This window comes from Rhodococcus sp. JG-3, assembly GCF_000482405.1.
Taxonomy (GTDB): Bacteria; Actinomycetota; Actinomycetes; order Mycobacteriales; family Mycobacteriaceae; genus Rhodococcoides; species Rhodococcoides fascians.
In genome coordinates, this window is sequence record NZ_KI519398.1 from 2,186,709 (window position 1) to 2,205,094 (window position 18,386).

The 18,386-nt window shown below is 64.1% G+C and carries 16 protein-coding genes and 1 pseudogene; 6 read left to right on the forward strand and 11 right to left on the reverse strand.

Annotated elements, in window-relative coordinates; translation table 11 throughout:
* Nucleotides 1–8 precede the first annotated feature (8 nt).
* Complete coding sequence (locus tag K414_RS0111850) at nucleotides 9–1,295, reverse strand: competence/damage-inducible protein A (protein ID WP_027496147.1); 1,287 nt, start codon at nucleotides 1,293–1,295, stop codon at nucleotides 9–11.
* Nucleotides 1,296–1,435: 140 nt separating this feature from the next.
* Here K414_RS0111850 and K414_RS0111855 point away from each other — a divergent pair, with 140 nt between their 5' ends.
* Nucleotides 1,436–1,843, forward strand: a complete 408-nt coding sequence (locus tag K414_RS0111855; protein WP_032385784.1) for a DoxX family protein — start codon at nucleotides 1,436–1,438, stop codon at nucleotides 1,841–1,843.
* A gap of 30 nt (nucleotides 1,844–1,873) precedes the next feature.
* Here the strand turns inward: K414_RS0111855 and K414_RS0111860 are convergent, their stop codons facing one another.
* From K414_RS0111860 to K414_RS0111880, 5 genes are all read right to left on the reverse strand, one after another.
* Nucleotides 1,874–3,361, reverse strand: a complete 1,488-nt coding sequence (locus K414_RS0111860; RefSeq protein ID WP_027496149.1) for an FAD-dependent oxidoreductase — start codon at nucleotides 3,359–3,361, stop codon at nucleotides 1,874–1,876.
* 63 nt (nucleotides 3,362–3,424) lie between these two features.
* On the reverse strand, nucleotides 3,425–4,483 hold the full coding sequence (locus K414_RS26730; protein ID WP_051365068.1) for a GGDEF domain-containing protein: 1,059 nt from the start codon (nucleotides 4,481–4,483) through the stop codon (nucleotides 3,425–3,427).
* 49 nt (nucleotides 4,484–4,532) lie between these two features.
* On the reverse strand, nucleotides 4,533–5,066 hold the full coding sequence (locus tag K414_RS0111870) for a hypothetical protein (RefSeq protein WP_027496150.1): 534 nt from the start codon (nucleotides 5,064–5,066) through the stop codon (nucleotides 4,533–4,535).
* A gap of 42 nt (nucleotides 5,067–5,108) precedes the next feature.
* Nucleotides 5,109–6,059, reverse strand: a complete 951-nt coding sequence (locus K414_RS0111875; RefSeq protein WP_027496151.1) for an alpha/beta fold hydrolase — start codon at nucleotides 6,057–6,059, stop codon at nucleotides 5,109–5,111.
* 45 nt (nucleotides 6,060–6,104) lie between these two features.
* On the reverse strand, nucleotides 6,105–6,899 hold the full coding sequence (locus K414_RS0111880) for an SDR family oxidoreductase (RefSeq protein ID WP_027496152.1): 795 nt from the start codon (nucleotides 6,897–6,899) through the stop codon (nucleotides 6,105–6,107).
* 78 nt (nucleotides 6,900–6,977) lie between these two features.
* Between K414_RS0111880 and K414_RS0111885 the strand changes: the two genes are divergently transcribed.
* Nucleotides 6,978–7,544 carry a TetR/AcrR family transcriptional regulator gene (locus K414_RS0111885; RefSeq protein WP_027496153.1) on the forward strand — a complete coding sequence of 189 codons (567 nt, stop codon included), beginning with the start codon at nucleotides 6,978–6,980 and terminating at the stop codon, nucleotides 7,542–7,544.
* Nucleotides 7,545–7,569: 25 nt separating this feature from the next.
* On the opposite strand, the gene K414_RS26735 is transcribed toward K414_RS0111885, so the two are convergent.
* From K414_RS26735 to K414_RS26745, 5 genes and pseudogenes are all read right to left on the reverse strand, one after another.
* Nucleotides 7,570–8,043: a hypothetical protein gene (locus K414_RS26735; protein ID WP_032408131.1), complete on the reverse strand. Its 474-nt coding sequence runs from the start codon at nucleotides 8,041–8,043 to the stop codon at nucleotides 7,570–7,572.
* Between the two features lie 41 nt (nucleotides 8,044–8,084).
* On the reverse strand, nucleotides 8,085–8,846 hold the full coding sequence (locus tag K414_RS0111895) for a hypothetical protein (RefSeq protein WP_237606486.1): 762 nt from the start codon (nucleotides 8,844–8,846) through the stop codon (nucleotides 8,085–8,087).
* Nucleotides 8,847–9,253: 407 nt separating this feature from the next.
* Nucleotides 9,254–10,651 (reverse strand): annotated as a pseudogene (locus K414_RS0111900) (LLM class flavin-dependent oxidoreductase); the annotation flags it as partial.
* A gap of 69 nt (nucleotides 10,652–10,720) precedes the next feature.
* Nucleotides 10,721–11,008, reverse strand: a complete 288-nt coding sequence (locus K414_RS26740) for a hypothetical protein (protein WP_032408129.1) — start codon at nucleotides 11,006–11,008, stop codon at nucleotides 10,721–10,723.
* Nucleotides 11,009–11,109: 101 nt separating this feature from the next.
* Nucleotides 11,110–13,710, reverse strand: a complete 2,601-nt coding sequence (locus tag K414_RS26745) for an AMP-binding protein (protein ID WP_081701697.1) — start codon at nucleotides 13,708–13,710, stop codon at nucleotides 11,110–11,112.
* A gap of 134 nt (nucleotides 13,711–13,844) precedes the next feature.
* Between K414_RS26745 and K414_RS0111915 the strand changes: the two genes are divergently transcribed.
* The 4 genes from K414_RS0111915 to K414_RS0111930 all read left to right on the forward strand — a co-directional run bounded on the left by K414_RS0111915 (nucleotide 13,845) and on the right by K414_RS0111930 (nucleotide 18,373).
* A complete protein-coding gene (locus K414_RS0111915; protein ID WP_027496156.1) occupies nucleotides 13,845–14,504 on the forward strand; it encodes a response regulator transcription factor in 660 nt (219 codons plus the stop codon).
* Nucleotide 14,505: 1 nt separating this feature from the next.
* A complete protein-coding gene (locus K414_RS0111920) occupies nucleotides 14,506–15,921 on the forward strand; it encodes a HAMP domain-containing sensor histidine kinase (protein WP_027496157.1) in 1,416 nt (471 codons plus the stop codon).
* Between the two features lie 123 nt (nucleotides 15,922–16,044).
* A complete protein-coding gene (locus K414_RS0111925; protein WP_027496158.1) occupies nucleotides 16,045–17,409 on the forward strand; it encodes an MFS transporter in 1,365 nt (454 codons plus the stop codon).
* 25 nt (nucleotides 17,410–17,434) lie between these two features.
* Nucleotides 17,435–18,373, forward strand: a complete 939-nt coding sequence (locus K414_RS0111930) for a TAXI family TRAP transporter solute-binding subunit (protein ID WP_027496159.1) — start codon at nucleotides 17,435–17,437, stop codon at nucleotides 18,371–18,373.
* The last annotated feature ends 13 nt before the right edge of the window (nucleotides 18,374–18,386 follow it).

Sequence of the window (18,386 nt, forward strand, 5' to 3'; positions counted from 1 at the left end):
CACAAGAATCAGATCGTCGGCTCCAGGGCGTCGGCGAGCATGTGCATCGCTGCGGTGGTGGAAAGCGAACGCACACTTGCCCTGTCACCGGGCAGTCGAAGTGTCCGGGTGACGGTCGGCTGATCGCGGACGGCAATCGCGAAGCACACGGTGCCGACGGGCTTGAGTTCGGTGCCACCGCCGGGGCCTGCGATGCCACTGGTCGAGACAGCGATGTCGACACCCACCCGGTTCAGCGCGCCCTCCGCCATCAGTGCAGCCACCGGTTCGCTCACGGCTCCGTGCTGGTCGATGACCTCGGCTGGAACACCGAGAAGCTCGGTCTTCGCTTCGTTTGCGTACGACACCACCGCGCCGATCACATATGCCGACGACCCGGCACGGTCGGTGAGACGCGCGGCGATCATGCCGCCCGTGCACGATTCTGCCGTTGCGATGCGACGGCCCGTCAAGCGACTCGCCACGATGTCGTCGATAGTGGATCCGTCGGTCGAAAAGACCTGTGAGCCATAGTTTTTCTCGATAAGTGCTGCGACGTCGGAGTATGCGGCCGCCGCTGATTCTGGATAGCGCGTCACCATTTCGAGTTCACCGAGACGCAGGCAGGTGGTGATCTCGAGGTCGCCGAATCCCGCTACCTCGCGCTCCGCTGTTCGTAAGGTCGCCGCGAGGTCGGCCTCCGACAGACCGTACGCACGGATGGTGTCCTGGCGAACCGCGGTACTCCTGGCCAACACTCGCGAGACCGGCGCTGTCTGGACAGCTTCGGGCCACATAGCCTGTAGTTCGCGCGGTGGGCCCGGCAGAATCAGAACCGCAGGCAGCATCCCGGAGTCACTCGCTGGTATCGCGACGCCGGGAGCAGTGCCGGTCGGCGAAATGGACAGCGCGCCTTGCGGAACCATGGCTTGCTTGCGGATGCCCGCGAGAAGGGGCTCCGAATCGGTCGAGGAACTCAGGCGACTCCGCCAACGCTGCACGATCTGCTGGATGCGCTGCTCCAGTTCGACGTCGAGCCGAAGTTCTCGACCGTAGAGCGCGGCAACGGTCGCGACCGTGAGATCGTCGGCGGTCGGCCCCAACCCGCCAGTGGTGACGATGAGGTCCATACGCTGATCGGCGAGGAAGCGAAGTTGTGCGGTGAGATCATCGGGCCTGTCCCCGCACACAGTGATGTGGGCGACGTCGACGCCCAGTTCCAACAGTCGCTGGGCGACCCATGGGCCGTTCCTGTCGGACACCCGACCCGAAAGAACCTCGGTTCCCGTGACCACAACACCTGCTCGCACTGACATTCTTCGACTTTACTGTCACCGGGTTCGAGTGGACTCGCGACGGTGGTTCGATCGACACCGAATGCGGGGCCGCGGTGAGTTTCCGTACCGACGGCAGTCGATACCGGCGACATCGTGCATCTCGAACATCGGAGAACATCATGACCACGACGACCACTCCTGCAACCACGTCACGTACCGCTGCGCGCGTCGGTTGGGTCCTCACCGGCCTGCTGGCGCTGTTTCTGATCTTCGATATCGTCGGCAAACTGCTGAATGTGCAGCAGGTGAAAGACGCGACGGTGGAATTGGGGCTGCGCGACGAGATGACGCCCGTCATCGGCGTCGTGCTACTGGTGTGCTTGGTGCTGTACTTGGTGCCGCGCACCGCATTTCTGGGTGCCGTTCTCCTGACCGGCTATCTCGGTGGTGCCGTTCTCACCAACTGGCGGGTCGACAAGCCGCTCTTCAGCACGGTCCTGTTCGCGGTCTACGTCGGGATTCTTGCATGGGGTGCGCTGTACCTACGGGATCCGAAGGTGCGTCAGGTCATGCCGATAGTGCGGTAGTGAGACGCCGCCTGTCGACACATGTAAGGGTCAGGACAAGGGATTCAGACCCGACGTCACGGGACCCTCCAACACGGAGCCGTCGGCAGCGAAACGCGAACCGTGCAGCGGGCAGTCCCAGGACTTCTCGGCATCGTTCCACGCCACGATGCCGCCGAGGTGTGGGCACACCGCAGACACGCGGTGGGTGACGCCGTCGACGGTGCAGACAGCCTTCGGTGCGATGCCGGGCTCGACGTGGCCCTGACCCTCGACCAGTGGGGTTTTCGAGCCCCCGGTGATCGGCTTCGCCCATCCTTTCGTCATGTTCAGTCCCACGTTGGCATTGATACGGATCGCGTCGACGATGCCGGTGAGTTGGCGCAGATTCCAGCTGTCGTACGCGCCGGCCCAGTCGGTTCGACCGCCGAACGCCCGCTGTGCAAGAACGAGCGCGGACGCCGCGGCGTTCGTCATTCCCCATTTGTCGTACCCGGTAGCGACCCAGATGCGATCGTCGCCGGGCAGCAGTGGTCCGGCGTACGGCAGCGCGTCGATCGACCCGTAATCCTGCGCGGACCATCTGTATCGTCGTCGGGCCCCGGGGAAGTTCTCTGCGGTCCATTCGTCGAGGTCGTTCACCTGGGCCTGCGGAGAAGACTCGCGCCCGACGACGTGATCGTTTCCACCGATGAGGAGTAGATCGCCGGCCGGGGTGGGCGCGTACCGGATCGATCGGCTGGGGGAGTCGGCGGAGAGGTACATTCCGCGTGGAACGTCGCCGTCGATCTCGTACGCGGCGGCATACGACCGCATCGGTTCCATTCGAGCGAAGAATGCACCGCGATCGAGAATGGGTGTGCCAGTGGCCAAGACGACCCGCGACCCGCGGAGTGGGCCCTGATCCGTCTTGACGTCGACGTGACGAAGCCTTCGTCTCACACCGAGAGCTCGGGTGCCCTCGGTGATGTCCGCACCCGCGCTCGAGGCGTCCTCGGCCAAGGCAATGAGGGCGTCCATCGGATCGAATTGAGCTTGGTCCGGAACAGACACGGCACCGGCGACATCGAAGGGAAGTTCGGTGTCGGTGCCGTAGGAGGCGTTCAGTCCGGCACCGAGAGCGACGCGCAATTCATCGCGAACGGCGGTGAGACCGGAGCTGGTCGTGGCGTACGTGTACGCCGTCTCGCGTTGGACCGCTATACCCCGCTCCGCGCAGTATTCGAGCAGCCATTGCTGCCCAGCAGTGTTGCCCTGCACGTAACGCCGCACCTGCTGTTGCGAATGTTTCGACGCTATCGACGACAGCTTCGTGCCCTGCAGAACGCTGATCTTGGCTGTCGTGTTTCCTGTCGCGACGGCACCGATCGTGCGGGCTTCGAGCACCGCGACGCGTTCTCCGGCTCGTGCGAACAGCAGGGCGGTGACCAAACCTGTGAGTCCGGCCCCGATGACCACGGTGTCGTACTTCTGGGTGAAATCGATCGCGCGGTAGGGCGTGCGGTCGGGTCGGTCGAGCCAGAGCGAGTTGGGCGGCATACAACCGAGTTCCCGCCTTCGTCGTCGCGAAACCCGGAAAAACCAGATCGCCGTACGCCGTCGTCAGTGAACGATATCGCCGGGCGGACGCGCAAGAGCGACGCAATTGCGGCCGTTGCTTTTCGCGCGATACAAAGCCTCGTCGGCGGCGGCGAGTGTTCGGTCGAACACGGTGCGGGTGGAGCGTGGATCCACCTGTGGCAGTGCGGCACCGACGCTGACGGTGATCGGTATGTCGTCTGCGACGTTATGGACGGCCTGTCGAAGGCGCTCGGCGAATTCGCCGAGCGTCGGTGTCGGATCCGGTACGAGGACGACGAATTCGTCGCCGCCCAGTCGTGAGACCGTCGCGTGTCGGCCGGCGCTCATGGTCAATCGCATCGCCGTCAGCCTCAACGCGACATCGCCCGCGGAGTGGCCGTGGTGGTCGTTGACGGCTTTGAAGTGGTCGATGTCGATCAGCAACAAGGCCGGGCGAACGGGGTCGTTGCCGGCACCGACTGCTCTGGCTTCCAGGCCTCGCCGGTTGAGCACTCCGGTCAGTGGGTCGGTCATCGCGTCGGACAGATGAACCCGAGAGGAGTGCAGTACTGCTCGTGAGAACGCCGACAGCAGCGTGACAGCGCCGTTGATCACCGTGATGGCCACGACGACTCGGAGGACGACCGATACGGTGTCGGTAGGGGTTGTCGCCAATGCTGATGCTCCGAGTACGAGCACGTACACCGTGCTCCACACGACGTGGAACCAGATCACTTTCGGTCGAGCGAAGTGCGCGGCGTACGCACCGACCAGTGCGAGAAGCATCGCACCCTGAAGCGCTGCAAGAGGATCAGCGTAGGTTGCCGTCACCACGGTGACACCGAGTTCGCAATACACGACGAACCAGTTGTTGACGGGTGCGCGGCGAGACCACCAGTCCATCCCGAATTCGGCCTTGCTCATGATCCGGGCGACGGGAATCGTGCTGATGCACACGGCGTAGGTCAGTACGGTGCCGAGCCCTTCCGTGGGGCCGTCCTGCGTGAACGTGGTGCCGATGCCGAGCAACCCGAACAGCAGAGTCTGAACGACGACCCCCGTCCGCAGCAGCGGGTCGGGTGTCTCGTCGTTCGCCCGCATGCCGGCCGGTCGCTCGGTGGGCGCACGTCTTGCCGGTGAGTCCCGATGTCTACCCACCGAAACCGTCTCGTGTCATGTCCGATCGCCAGCGCAGACTGGCTCGGACTGCCTCCCCGACACGGTCGGCGAGGTCGGCGGCGAGTGGCTCGGAGTGGTGAAACGTAGGCGCCTGTTTCGGTTTCGGCAACCGGGCCGGTTCGAGCTTCGGTGCATGCCCGTCGATGCCCAACCGGAAGGCACTGTCCGGAGCCATCCGAGTCGAGGGTATGCGTTCGGCGTTGCGCGGAACCGCCGAACAGTCGATGGTGAGCAGCGTTCGATCCGGGCGCGCGAACGTCTGCTTGTCGGCAAGCGCGACATACAGTCCGTCGTTCGCCTCGGCGCGCGTCGCCAGTCGTGCGACGACCCGTCGAATGCGCTGCTGGCACTGTGTTCGGTCCGACGACACGACCAGCTCGGCACCCGGGACGGAAGATCGTGTGCTGCGCGCCGACTCCGTCAAGGACGTCCAGATTGCGTCGTCGTCCTCACCGAAATATGTTCGCAACAGCCAGAGTTCGGAGCTGCTCGCGCCGTCGGGCATGGTGATCCAATCCGAGAACTGTGGGGTGCACCGAACGTGCGGTCAGGCGGAGGGGACAGCCCGGAGTTGCACGGGCACAGTATCGGCGAGGAAGGTCAGCTGATCTCCGATCACCGAGGAGAACAGCGGCTCCACGTACGGGTCGAAATGACCGCCTTCGTAGGTTCGAACCGTCGCACCGCGAACTTTCGCCGCGGCGCGTTGTGCGACGGATGCCGGGGTCACTGTGTCTTCGGACGCAATCTGCACCAAAGTGGGGCAGTCGATACGTGACATCGTTCTCCCGGGGGAGTAGCGCCAGATCTTCAGAAGGATTCGTGCAGCGACGGTTTCGGGGTAGTCGCCGTCGGACAGTCCGGACTCGAGGACGAGACGGTCACGCCCCTTCATCGCGTCGGGCGAGACCATCACGGCTCGTTGGCCGGGTAGTCCGACGCTGTCGACGTAGCGCGGCGATCGGCCGAGGGCAGCGCGCACAGCGTCGGACATGGCGGCCGGTGCCAGCCGCACAGCCTGTCGCAATCCGGTTGCGCGAACGGCAGCAATGCCGTCGATGTGGGGTACCTGGGCGATGACGGCCGCGAATCGAACCCCGTTGCCCGCCAACGTCAGTACGTGGCCACCGGCGAACGACGTCCCCCAGCCGACGACCCGATTGTCGTCGACTCCGTCCAATGAGCGAGCGAAGTCGACTGCGTTTCGCCAGTCGGTGAGCTGTTCGTTCACGTCCAACAGCTGGCGCGGTTCGCCCTCGCTGTCCCCGAAGAACCGGTAGTCGAAGACGCACACCACGTAACCGGCCGCGACGAAACGCTCCGCGTAGGCGTACAGGCGCATGGCTCGGGGACTGCCGAACCCGTGGGCCATGACAATCACCGGCAGACGGTCGGAGGCCGGGCTGCTCGGCCGGAAAACCGTAGCAGCGCAACGAACTCCGTTCGAGTGGAATGACGTCTCGGTACGGGTGAAACCGGTGTGGTCGTCGGTGATCATGCGATTGTTCCTCTGTTCAGCAAAGACTGTATGGATCGAAACTCGTTACTTGAAGGGATTGAGTGTCCTGCCGAGGTAGTACCCGATACGAGTTGGAATCGGCTTGGCCGCAACAGCAGTCACTTTGTTGACCAGTCCGGGCACGCACACCGGTGTGCCGTTCTCGACCGCGCGCCATCCTTCGCGAACGACGTCCTCGGGGTTCTGCCACAGCATCGCCGGAAGTTTCGAAACCGCAGCTTCCCTGGTCCCCATGACGTCGTGGAACTCGCTGTGGGTGAAGCCCGGGCAGAGCGCGGTGACGTGAATGCCGTGGGGACGCAGCTCCATGTCGAGTGACTGCGACATGTCGAGTACGTAGGACTTGATGCCGGTGTACAGCAGACTGGCTGCGGGGGGAAGTAGGGCCGCCAGCGACGAGAGGTTGACGATGCGCCCGTATCCCCGCTCTTTCATGCCAGGGACAGTGAGGTGAGCAAGTTCGGTCACCGCCGTGATCATCACCTGGATCTCCGCGGCCAGCGACTCGAATGGAGCGTCGGCGAACTTCGAATTCCCGGACATTCCAGCATTGTTGACGAGTATGTCGATGTCGACACCCAGGGCTCGCGTGCGCTCCATGATCGCGCGGGGAGCGTCGCGATCGGCCAGGTCGGCTGCCACCACGTCGCACCGCACGCTGTGGCGCGTGGTGAGCTCGTCTGCCAGTGCAGTCAACCGATCCTCGCGACGGGCTACCAGAACGAGGTTGTGTCCCTCGGCGGCGAGGTGACGGGCGAAGGCCGTGCCGATGCCTGCGGATGCGCCGGTGATCAGGGCTGTACGTCCGGTGTTCGACATCTGCCAGTTCTCCTTCTCTTGAACGGTCATCAAGAACGGTAGCAGTGTCTTGAATGGCATTCAAGATAAACTGAGCACATGCCCAGGAATCGCGGACTGCACGACAGGGAGAGCAAGCGCGACGACATCGTCGCGGCCGCCCGTGAGATGTTCGTGTCCGACGGATTCGAGCGCGCATCGATCAGCCGTCTGGCGAAAGCTGTCGGGATCAGCCCGAACACCGTGTACTGGTACTTCGACGACAAGGACGACATCCTGGTCGCAGTGCTGACCGCCATCGCGGCCGAGGACGCGGCCGATTATGCGACCGTCGCGGATCGATCCCTGGCCGACCGTTTGGTCTGGCTCGTGGAGCAACTGCAGAGGGTGGGCCCTCTGGTATCGACGGTGCACGACCGAGTTACCAAGTCGGCAGCAATCGAGCACTGGCACAACGGTTTCCACCACTTCGCGGAATCGTTGTTCGCTTCCGATATCGAGAAGGCAGGCCTTTACGGATCCGAGGCCGATGCGATGCTGCGCATCGGGACGTTCGTCGTGGAGGGATTGCTGACGCACGCCCCGGCTCCGGAGGTCGTCCGTTCGGTGATCGATCGATTGGTCGCGACCATACCGCCTGTTTCGCGTACCAGCTCTACCGAATGACTCTGGTGCGTTGCGGATCTCGTGGTCAGTCGGTCAGCAGCCCGATCTCGGCAACAGTCAGGTCGGTCCGCGGGTCCCGCCACACGGCCGTTCCGTCGCGCACCACCGGCAGGAGCAGTCGCTTCTCCTGGATCGGCCACTGGATGAACGGGTAATAGCCTGCGAGTTCGCCCTGCACCGAGTCGGCAACGACGACCGTGGCCTCGGCGAGCGTTTGATCGATATGCAACGCGCCGAACGAGAAGCCCCGGAACTGCTCGAGGGCGGGCGTCCGGTGATGCAGGACGGGTTCGAGCCCGACATGGCAGTGCCCGGTCTCCATCAGTGCGATCGTCCATTCCGACCGCTCGATGTGCTGTTCGCTGCCGTGCTTGCGGCAGTACAGATCACGCCCCACGGCACCGCACGCGTCGACGATCCGAGTGGGTGCGCCGTGACCGGAGTCCGGGACGAACGGAAGACGCCACTCCTCGACGCATTCGAAAGCCTGCCATTCCATCGCTTCAGGCTGGCATACGAGCGCGCTGGGGCGGTACCGAATTATGTTCGGCCACCCCGCACGAACATGCTGTCGTCCATAGCTTCGTCGACGGCGAGGATCGTCACGTCGATGTCGCAGTCATCGGTCGGACCGTCCGTGGTCGGACCGACGTAGACACAGATTCCGGTCTGTACGTCGAGTCTCACGGATACCGGCGGCCCGGGAACCCAGTGCCCGGTATCGAAGTCGTAGTACCCGCTCAGTAATGCGCAGCATTCGCATCGGGCGTCGTACTCCGGAGTGGTGCAGACGATGGCCTCCCACGCTTGCCGCCCGCCGTGCTCGACTACCTCGACCTCGGATACGTCGGTGCCTGTCGCGGCGGACGAATGGTCGTGCGGTGAACGAGTGAGTTCGATCGGGTTGAGCATCGCGATCCACTGGTAGTTCTCGTAGAACGGATCGTCCCAGTCCACGAACCACGAATCCGTTTCCGATGGTAACGCCGACACCAACCCATCGGCGTCGAACACCGGTGTCGTATCCGATGCCCACAGTGCACTGGGACGGTCGGCATCGGCTCCGTTCGAGTACACAGCTGCCCTCTCGTCGAATGGGATTGTCACGGAGGATACTTCGACGACTTCACCAGCGGCGTTCTCCACGCGAAGGTATCCCGGGCGTCGAATCCATGCGTGCACCGGAGCTGTGTGACCGGCGCGCACGAATGCGAGCTCGACAGTTCTCCAACGCCACGGAGACGACTGTGCCAATCGACGGAACTGCTCGACGGACGGGGTGATGATCATGTCTTCGATCATGTCAGCCACGTCCAGTCATTTCTGGTAGCAGCCGGGAGAATCCAGCCGCTGACGTTCGTCGATCAGACCGTCAACAAGGATTTCACTGCGAGCAGGTCCACCTGACGGATGGTCGGCGGCTCGGCCAGAAGCTCCTGCTGGCGTTCGCGGAGGGACTTCACAATGCTGCCGTGCAGGTGGTCCTGGCGTCCGTCCTCGTCGGGGAACGTGTCGTAGATCGCGAACGTGTTCTCGCTCAACTTGATTGCATACCAGGTTGTGGTGCCCGGCTCGTCGAGTGCGTGGGCGTGCATCTCGGTGAGCCAGTTTTCCAGGGCGTCTGCCGTGTCGGGTTTGGCGGTGAGGGTGACCAGGAGTCCGACATTGCGGGGTGCGACACGAATGGTCGTCGGCGGGGCCGGACGGGGACCCGTCGTCGCGGCGGGCCGAAAGGCCGCGCCGGGATGGTCGTCGCGCAGACGGGGCTGCCCCAGCACCAGTTCACGCAGGGAGGTGGGTTCGGTGCGGTTGGTGTCGGGAATCAATCCACGGCGACGGAGTTCGGGGGTGATCAATTCTCCGAAGTCGCGAAACGTTTCGAAGTTGGTGACGCGAGCGATGTTGAAGCCATCGACATCGGCGATCTCGATCCACTCCTCGAAGTGATCGACGATCGTCTTCGGTGAGCCCACGATGCTCGCGCTCATGCCGCCCACGCACAGCCACTCCGCCAGTTTGCGTGGTGTCCATACCAATTCGCTGTCGACCCGAGTGAGCATGTCGCTGAACGCACGGATGCCGTCGCCTCGGAACTGGTCCAACGGCTTGTCGGGGTCGGCTCCCGAGAGATCGACTCCGGTCCATCCGCCCCACAATGCCAGAGCGGCGTCGACCTGGGCGTGCTTCTGAACCTGCAGCAGCTTTTCGTGCGCGGCCTCGTCGGTCGCGGCGACGATGGGAGTGAGCATCATGATGATCTTCAGGCTTCGCGGATCGCGTCCCTGCTCGGCGGCCAACATGCGGTACTGGTCGACGATGGGGCGAACGTCGTGGGGGTTGACTCCGACGAGGAAGACCGCTTCGGCGTGCTTGGCGGCGAACTTGCGCCCCCGGGCCGACGCCCCGGCCTGGAACAGGAACGGCGTGCGTTGCGGGGACGGTTCGCCCAGATGCGCACCGGGAACGGTGAAGTACTTACCGGCATGGTCGATGTCGTGCACCTTGGACGGCTCGGTGTAGACGCCACGAGCGCGGTCGCGCACCACCGCGTCCTCTTCCCACGAGCCCTCCCACAGCTTGTAGCAGACCTCCATGAACTCGTCGGCGATCTCGTACCGCTCGTCGTGCGAGATCTGCTGCGTCAGGCCGAGATTGACTGCTGCGCTCTGCTGGTAGGACGTCACGACGTTCCACGCCACCCGGCCTTTGGTGAGGTGATCGAGTGTCGTCATGGTCTTGGCGAACTTGTACGGCAGTTCGTAGGTGGACGAGACCGTCGCACCGTAACTCAGCGTCTTCGTCGCCGCGGCCATGGCCGAGATCGTCAACAGCGGATCGGCTACGGGTGCCTGCGCAGCTGTACGCAGTGCGGCGTCTCGGTTGCCGCCGTACACGTCGTAGAACCCCAGGACGTCGGCCAGGAAGAGGATGTCGAAACCCGCCGCTTCCAGCGTCTGGGCCAATTCCACCCAGTACTCGATGTCGGTGTAGCGGTGAGTCTGGTCATCGGCGTCGGTCCACATGCCGGGGTTCTGGTGCACCACGCACGCCATGTCGAAAGCGCTCAGTACCAGCTGCTTGCGTGCGGTGTCGGGCCCTGCGTTCATGTTCGGCTCTTTCGATCAGCGGGTCGGAGTACTGGGGTGAACCTGCTGCTCATCGCAGGTCGGTCGACATCAGACCTTGGAGGCGAGCACGTCGAACGACTGCACCGACGGCGCGTGCGCGAGCAGGTCGTCGGACAGTCGGGTGAGCACCCGATGGCCGTCCTGGCCGAGGGGCACCTTGCTTTCGGACGAACCGAAGATTCCGAACTCGGTGTTGGTGATTCGATACGCGTACCACGTCGCGGTCTGCGGATCCCGCGCCACCGATCCGAGTGCTTCGCCCAGGATCGCGGCGACCTCGTCCTGCTTTCCCTCTCGTGCGACCAGGTGGATCAGAGTTCCGTTGTTGAGCGCCATGCGGTGCGACTGTCCTCACTGTTGGGCAGACCGACGTCTACCACGGCTCGAGCATCGTTACCGAAGCTAACCCGTCCGAGTCCGTGCAGCGACGGTTCGAATCACCCTGATTCGAAGCCTGGCCAGCGGTCGCCGAGCGTGCGAAAGCGGCGACTCGAGTCGGCCGATGTCGCGGTGGGGCTCCTCTTGGCCTGTCGAGCGCGGTTCCTGACACGTCTGTGCAGAGCGAGTGCGAGGTCGACCGCCTGCCAGTACAGAATTCCGACCATGATCGACAGAACGAATGCCAGCACGGGGTGGTCGTCGCGGAGTGGCAGGTAGACCTGAAAGTGGGTCAGGTAGATGTAGAGCGAGGCGCTCGCCAACACTCCTGCCACCCGGCTCAACATCATGGGGAATGGAATCGACGACAGCCATACCAACATGCACAGGCCGGCAGTGACGATGACTTCTCGTTGGGTGTCACCGAAGAAGAATCCGGGCACCGTGCCAACGATGGCCGCCGTCACCCACAGCTGCTGCCGGACAGTGTCCGCTTGCGCCGCAGCCCAACCCAAGGCGAACAACCAGAAGACCACCGACGCGGTCAGAATGCGGTTGGGGCTGTCGTCGATGTCGATCAGGCCGTAGCGGGCGACGAGTCCCAGGCCCACGAGTCCCATCGGGAACCAGAACGGGTGACAGCGTTCGAGACGATCGACGAACGGCACGAAAAGCAGAGCAGCTACGGCGAGAACGATGTACACGATCGCTTCGACGAACCAGTACCGCCATTCCGCAGACCACCCGTCCGGGCCGAGGATTCCGTTGAGTAGAAATGCACTGGTGATTCGATAGTCCCCGGTGAGGGCGATGACAGATCCGATCCACAGCATGCTGGGAACGGCTATTCGGGCGACGCTCCTCAGTACACGCCGCAACCGCTCGTTGCGGTCGGCTGCGCCGAGGTGAAAGCGGGCGAAGTTGTAGCCGGCAATTCCGAGTAGTACGTGCGCTCCGCCGAGTACCGCGAACAGGTGAATGTGTGAGCCTACGATCAGAACGATCGCCAGGGCGCGCAGCAGAACGTTCGTCTCCACTCGGCGCCAACCGCGGCGCATGCGCGGGCCGCGATCCAACTCTCGCACCGGTGTGGTGTGCCAATTCTCGGGGAGATGGCCCAGCATGGCCTCGAGTCGCAGGGACATACGGACGTACGACAGGGAGTCGCCGCCCGAACTCACGAACGTACTGTCGTCGTCCACCTGCGCGCAGTGCAGGATCTCGGCGAACAGCGCCTTCACGTCGGCGGTGGTCGAGACGGCGTACGACGGGTCGAGCCCGTGCCGGTCCGCGATGTCCGCGACCGCTCGCAGATCGGGTTTGCCGGTGGGCGTTCTCGGCAGTTCGTCGACGAGGCAGACTCGGACCGCGGCAACGGGGAGGCTGCTGGTCCGAGCGGCCGTGCGGCGGACCTCGTCGACGTTTCCGCCCTCCACGACGACGACCAGCTCGTCGACACCACCGGTGCAGCACGCCGTCAGCCCGTGCTGTGCGAGTGCGGACTCGACGTGCTGCAGGTCGATACGCAGACCGAACACCTTCGCGAATCGACTTCGTCGCCCCACCACCTCGTAGAACCCGTCGTCCGTGAGCCGCGCGAGGTCGCCGGTGTGTAGTTCGCCCGCGAGGGTGTCACCGAGGCGAAGGTCGTCGGGACCCTCTGCGTAGCCGAGCATGACATTCGGCCCGGAGTAGACGAGTTCGCCTGTCCCACTCGGGGAGTCGTCGACTGTCTCCAGGCGGAAGGAACCTCCGGGAATCGGACGGCCGATTGTGTGCGGGTGGGCGGCGGCGAGATCGGATGGCAGATAGGCCATTCGGGCGGTTGCCTCGGTCTGCCCGTACATGACGAACAGATCCCATCCCCGACGTCGACCCAGCTCGGCATATTTCCGGACGCGATCCGGCGGCATCTTGCCACCGGCCTGCGTGATGTAGCGCAGCTCGGGCAGATCCAGCCCTTCGAACCCCATCCGGTCGAGTAGATCGAAGGTGTACGGCACGCCGGCGAACGTTGTTCCGCGCTGAGTCCGCACGAGGTTCCAGAAGTTGGGATCGGTGACGGAAGAATCGGTCAGAATCAAGGCGGCACCGCGTAGAAGGTGGCTGTGCACGACCGATAACCCGTAGCAGTAGTGCATGGGCAGCGTCGTCACCGCTCGGTCGGTGGCGCGGATGCCGAGATACTCCGCGATCGACTCGGCGTTGGACTGCACGTTTCGGTGCGAGAGTCGGACGAGCTTGGGCGAACCGGTCGAGCCGGACGTGCTGAGCAGCAACGCGAGGTCGGGGTGCAGGTGATGCCCAGGTTGTCGGTCATCCTTCTCGATGACGCTGTGGCCGTCGACGGTGCGAACCACCACATCGGGCCGGTAGGCGTCGATCAGGCCGTCGAAGTGGCCGGAACTGTCGCCCGGAGCCAGCAGTACCGGATGCCCGGCCCGCAGCGCCGCCAGATACGTGACGATCACGTCGACGTCGTTGGAACCGGCGATCAGCACGAGACAACGCGTCGTCCCGAGTTCCGATACCCGACGCTCGACACGTTCGTCGAGGTCACGGTAGGTAAGCGTCTCGTGTGCCGCGATCAGGGCAGCTTCGTCACCGAAGCGGCCGAGGTCGCGCGCGAAGCGCACACCGGGGCGGTCGAGGTACGTCATCTCGCTGAGCACCGACGGAGTCTATATAAGGAATGCCGAACCTAACTAGAGGTCCTGTAGTGTTTACATCGCTCGGCATTGTCATGGTCGCTCCACGGGGGCGAGGCGGCAGATCGTGGCCTAATCTCGAGGCGATGCGAATAGCGGTGGTGGAGGACGACGACGGCGTCGGCGACGCGTTGGTGGATGCGCTGACCGAGGTGGGGCACGACCCTGTCCGGATGCGCCGCGGTGCCGACCTGCTGCTCGGGTACCACGGCATGGGTGTCGTTCTCCTCGATCTCGGCTTACCCGACATGGACGGCCTCGAGGCGCTTCGTAAGCTGCGGACCTTGAGTTCGGTGCCCGTGGTGGTGCTGACCGCGCGGGACGACGAGCGGTCGGTGGTCCGAGCTCTGCGCGCGGGCGCGGACGACTACGTCGTCAAGCCCGCTCGATTGGGGGAGTTGCACGCGAGGCTGGAAGTGGCGGCGCGGCGTCGGAGCGCAACGAGTGATGCGGCGGTGGATCGGCTCGAGTTGGGCGACGTGGTCGTCGATCTCGTCGGGCGCAGTGTCGAAGTCGACGGGCGAGACATCGGGCTGACCACCAAAGAGTTCGACCTGCTTGCGCACCTGGCGACCCGAAGTGGTGAAGCGGTGAGCCGCGAACAGCTGATGGATGCGATCTGGGGCGATGCGTACGTGGCGATCTCGCGATCGCTCGACGTGCACATGACGACGTTGCGTGCCAAGCTCGGCCGACCCGGGACCATCGCCACGATCCGCGGCTTCGGCTACCGCTGGGACGGCTGACGTGCGGCGCCGGGTTCTCGTGGTGCTGATGGTCTACTCGGCCGTCGTCGTTCTCGCGCTGTCGGTTCCGCTGGGATTGTTGCTGGGGCGCGAACGCGCCCAACGATTCGGTGAGAATCGAGCTGCCGCTGCAACGTACTTCGCGGAACTGAGCTCCCGGGAGGACGAGTCGGGTGATTCTCGAATCCGAGAGTCGGTGCAGCGCTACAACGATCTGTACGGCGAGGGGATCGTGGTGGTCGACCGCACCGGAGCGGTCCGTGCTGCATCGGGTCTGGATACGACGCGCACGGACGTTCAACAGGCGGTGGCCGGTGCCCTGCGCAATCAACGCGGTGGCCTTCCGTCGAGTGTGACGCCGTGGTCGCCGTCGTCGGTACTGGTGGCAGCACCGATCGGTGGGGGAACGCAGGTCGACGGTGCCGTGGTGATTGCAGCCTCCACCGACGCGGCCCGCCGGGATGTGGCGATCGGGTGGGCGGTGATCGCTGTCGGTGCGCTGCTGATCTTGGCCACGGTGGCGCTGATCGCTGCTGCGTTGTCGCGCTGGGTCGTTCGTCCACTGACGTCGTTGTCGATGCGAGTCCAATCGTTCGGCGACGCCTTTCACGATCGCCGGCCTCTCGACGACTCGCCACGTCTCGAGTCGGACGCACACGTCGGTCCGCCCGAGGTTCGAGCGCTCTCGCGTGCGTTCGACGCGATGGCAGACGATGTGGAGAACGCGACCGCTGCGCAGCGTCGTCTGGTGGCCGACACCGCCCATGCATTGCGTAACCCGTTGGCGGCATTACGAATTCGACTGGACGTGTTGGGAATGCGGGTGCCCGAATCGGTCGCCGAAGCGCACCAGCGAACGACACTGGAGGTCGATCGGCTCGACTCCGTCGTCGAGGATCTTCTGGTTCTCGCTGCTGCCGAGACGCCGGTTCTGCATCGCGAGACCGCGTGCGACGTACTGTTCGTGCTCACCGACAGAGTCCGATTCTGGTCGAACGCACTGACAGTGGCCGGGTTGACCGTCCGTGTCGCGGATCCCGACCCGGGAGCCGATCACACTGCTGCGGTACCGGAGGAAGACCTGGTGCGCATGCTCGACGCGATCCTGAGCAACGCGACCAAGTACGCCGGTTCGGGAGCGGATGTCGACATCGACTGCCGAGCCGGCGACGATCACGTCGTGGTGTCGATCACCGACACCGGCCCGGGTGTATCCGCTGCCGAATTGCCGATGATCGCGGACCGGTTCTTTCGGGCATCGAGTGCTCACGGGACCGGAACGGGGCTCGGCCTGGCAATAGTCGCGGCCCTGATCGAACGAGTGGGAGGACGCCTCGAGGTCGACGCTCATCGACCGTCCGGTTTGATCGTCCGAATGCTGCTCCCGCGTCACGGCTCGAGCGGGTCCTTGTCCTAAGGGAGTGTTAGGAAACGCGAAACAGCTTGGTTCTCGCTGTGCTGGGGGTCACAGTAGAAGGACTTCGGTTGCCGTCACGCGTTCGGCGACCCACCCGCAAGCTATCTGTGGAAGGACCTGCCCATGGCCAACGAGGCCACTTCGACCGCTGGTTCGTCTCGTGCGAACCCGCCGGTCTCGTCTCCCGCAGCCACCCGCCGCGCCGTCTACAACACACTGCGTGGGTCGTCGGGCAACCTCGTCGAGTGGTACGACGTGTACGTCTACACCGTCTTCGCGACGTATTTCGAAAATCAGTTCTTCGATTCGGCGGACAAGAATTCGACCATCTACGTTTACGGGATCTTCGCGGTCACGTTCCTGATGCGTCCGGTCGGTTCGTGGTTCTTCGGACGCTACGCAGACCGGAACGGTCGCCGAGCTGCACTGACATTCAGTGTCTCGCTGATGGCGGCCTGCTCGATGGTCATCGCGTTCACCCCCGGCCGGGAGAGCATCGGTGTGTGGGCCGCGGTCATTCTGATTCTGTGCCGTCTGGTGCAGGGCTTCGCCACCGGTGGTGAGTACGGAGCGTCGGCGACATACATGTCCGAGGCCGCCACTCGTGAGCGTCGCGGATTCTTCTCCTCGTTCCAGTACGTCACGCTGATCGGTGGCCACGTTCTGGCGCAGATCACGCTGCTGCTCATGCAGGTCTTCTTCGAGCGGGAGCAGATCGAGGACTTCGGTTGGCGCATAGCGTTCTTCATCGGTGGCGTCGCCGCAGTGGTCGTCTTCTGGCTGCGCCGCAGCATGGACGAGTCCCTGACGAAGGATCAGCTCGAGGCAGTTCGTAGCGGTGCCGATCAGGCGTCCGGATCTCTCAAGGAATTGGTCGGAAAGCATTGGCGCGCTCTGCTGATCTGTTTCATGGTGACCGCCGGTGGCACCATCGCGTTCTACACCTACAGCGTCAACGCACCCTCGATGATCAAGGCAGCGTACGAGGACCGCGGAATGACCGGGACCTGGATCAACCTGTTCGGGCTGATCTTCCTGATGTTGCTGCAGCCCATCGGCGGCTTGATCAGCGACAAGGTGGGACGCAAGCCTCTGCTGGTCTTCTTCGGCGTCGGTGGCGTGCTCTACACCTACGTGCTCATCACGTATCTGCCGTCGGCGACGTCGGTGGTGCAGTCACTGGCGCTGGTCTGCGTCGGCTACGTCATCCTCACCGGCTACACCTCGATCAACGCGATCGTCAAAGCCGAATTGTTCCCCTCACACATCCGCGCCTTGGGAGTCGGCCTCGGTTACGCGCTGGCGAACTCCGCGTTCGGTGGTACCGCTCCGTTGATCTACCAGGCCGCGAAGAACGGTGGGCACGTCGGGTGGTTCATTCTGTACGTGACCGTCGTCATCGGTATTTCGCTCCTGGTGTACATCTTCGTGCTGCGGAACAAGACCGAGACCGTCCTCGACAGGGAGCAGGGCAAGGCCTTCGCGTGACCTGTGACGACTTACAGTGAGTGACATGCTCCGGCCCGCTGCGTTGTTCTCTCGAAGAACAGCTCTGCGGGCCGGTGTCGTGTCGCTGACCGCAGTGGCCATAGGAGCCTGTGCCACGGACCCGCCGATGCAACTGCGCCTGGCGGCGGGCGAGGTGGGCGGCTTCTTCTGGGAGTTCTCCGGCCTGCTGTCCGACGCGGCTGCCGGAATGTCGGAGGTCGAGGTAGTGCCGCTCACGACATCCGGTTCTCTCGACAACCTCGACGCCTTGATGTCCGGTCGTGCCGAACTGGCGATGACGCTGATCGACGCCGCATACAGCCACCCGAGTACCGACCTGGCCGCGGTCGGATGTGTCTACGAGAACTACTTTCAGGTCGCTGTGCGGGCCGATTCGACCATCCTCGCAGCGAGCGATCTACGGGGACGACGAGTGAGTACCGGCGCGCCCGGATCGGGGGCGACGGTTCTCTCGCATCGGATCCTCGACGCGGCCGGCGTCTCGGGACCGGATGCAGTTCGTGAAGTTCAATTGTCGATGAAGGCGGCAGCGACCGCGTTGTCCGACAACGAGATCGACGCGGTGATGTGGGCGGGTGGATTGCCGACCCCGGCTTTCGCCGACCCGAGTAGCGAGATCCGGTTGCTCGAATTGGGCAGTCTAGTTCCGAACCTGCGTCGGGCGTTCGGCACCGCGTACGAGGCGGTCCCGGTTCCGGCGAACGTGTACGGCTCGCACCCGGGGGTGACGACCGTCGGAATCCCGAATCTGCTGTTGGCCCACCCCGATGTGCCGAACCGAGTTGTCGCCGCACTGGTGAGCGTTCTGCTCGACCGATCGTCGGCCCTGGTCCCCGGGCAAGCGATCGGCAGCCAATTTCTCGACGCACGCTCACTGGTCATGACGGGCGGTATTCCTCTGCACCCCGGGGCCGAAGAGGAATACCGCGCTCGACACGGTTAGACGGCGGGCACTA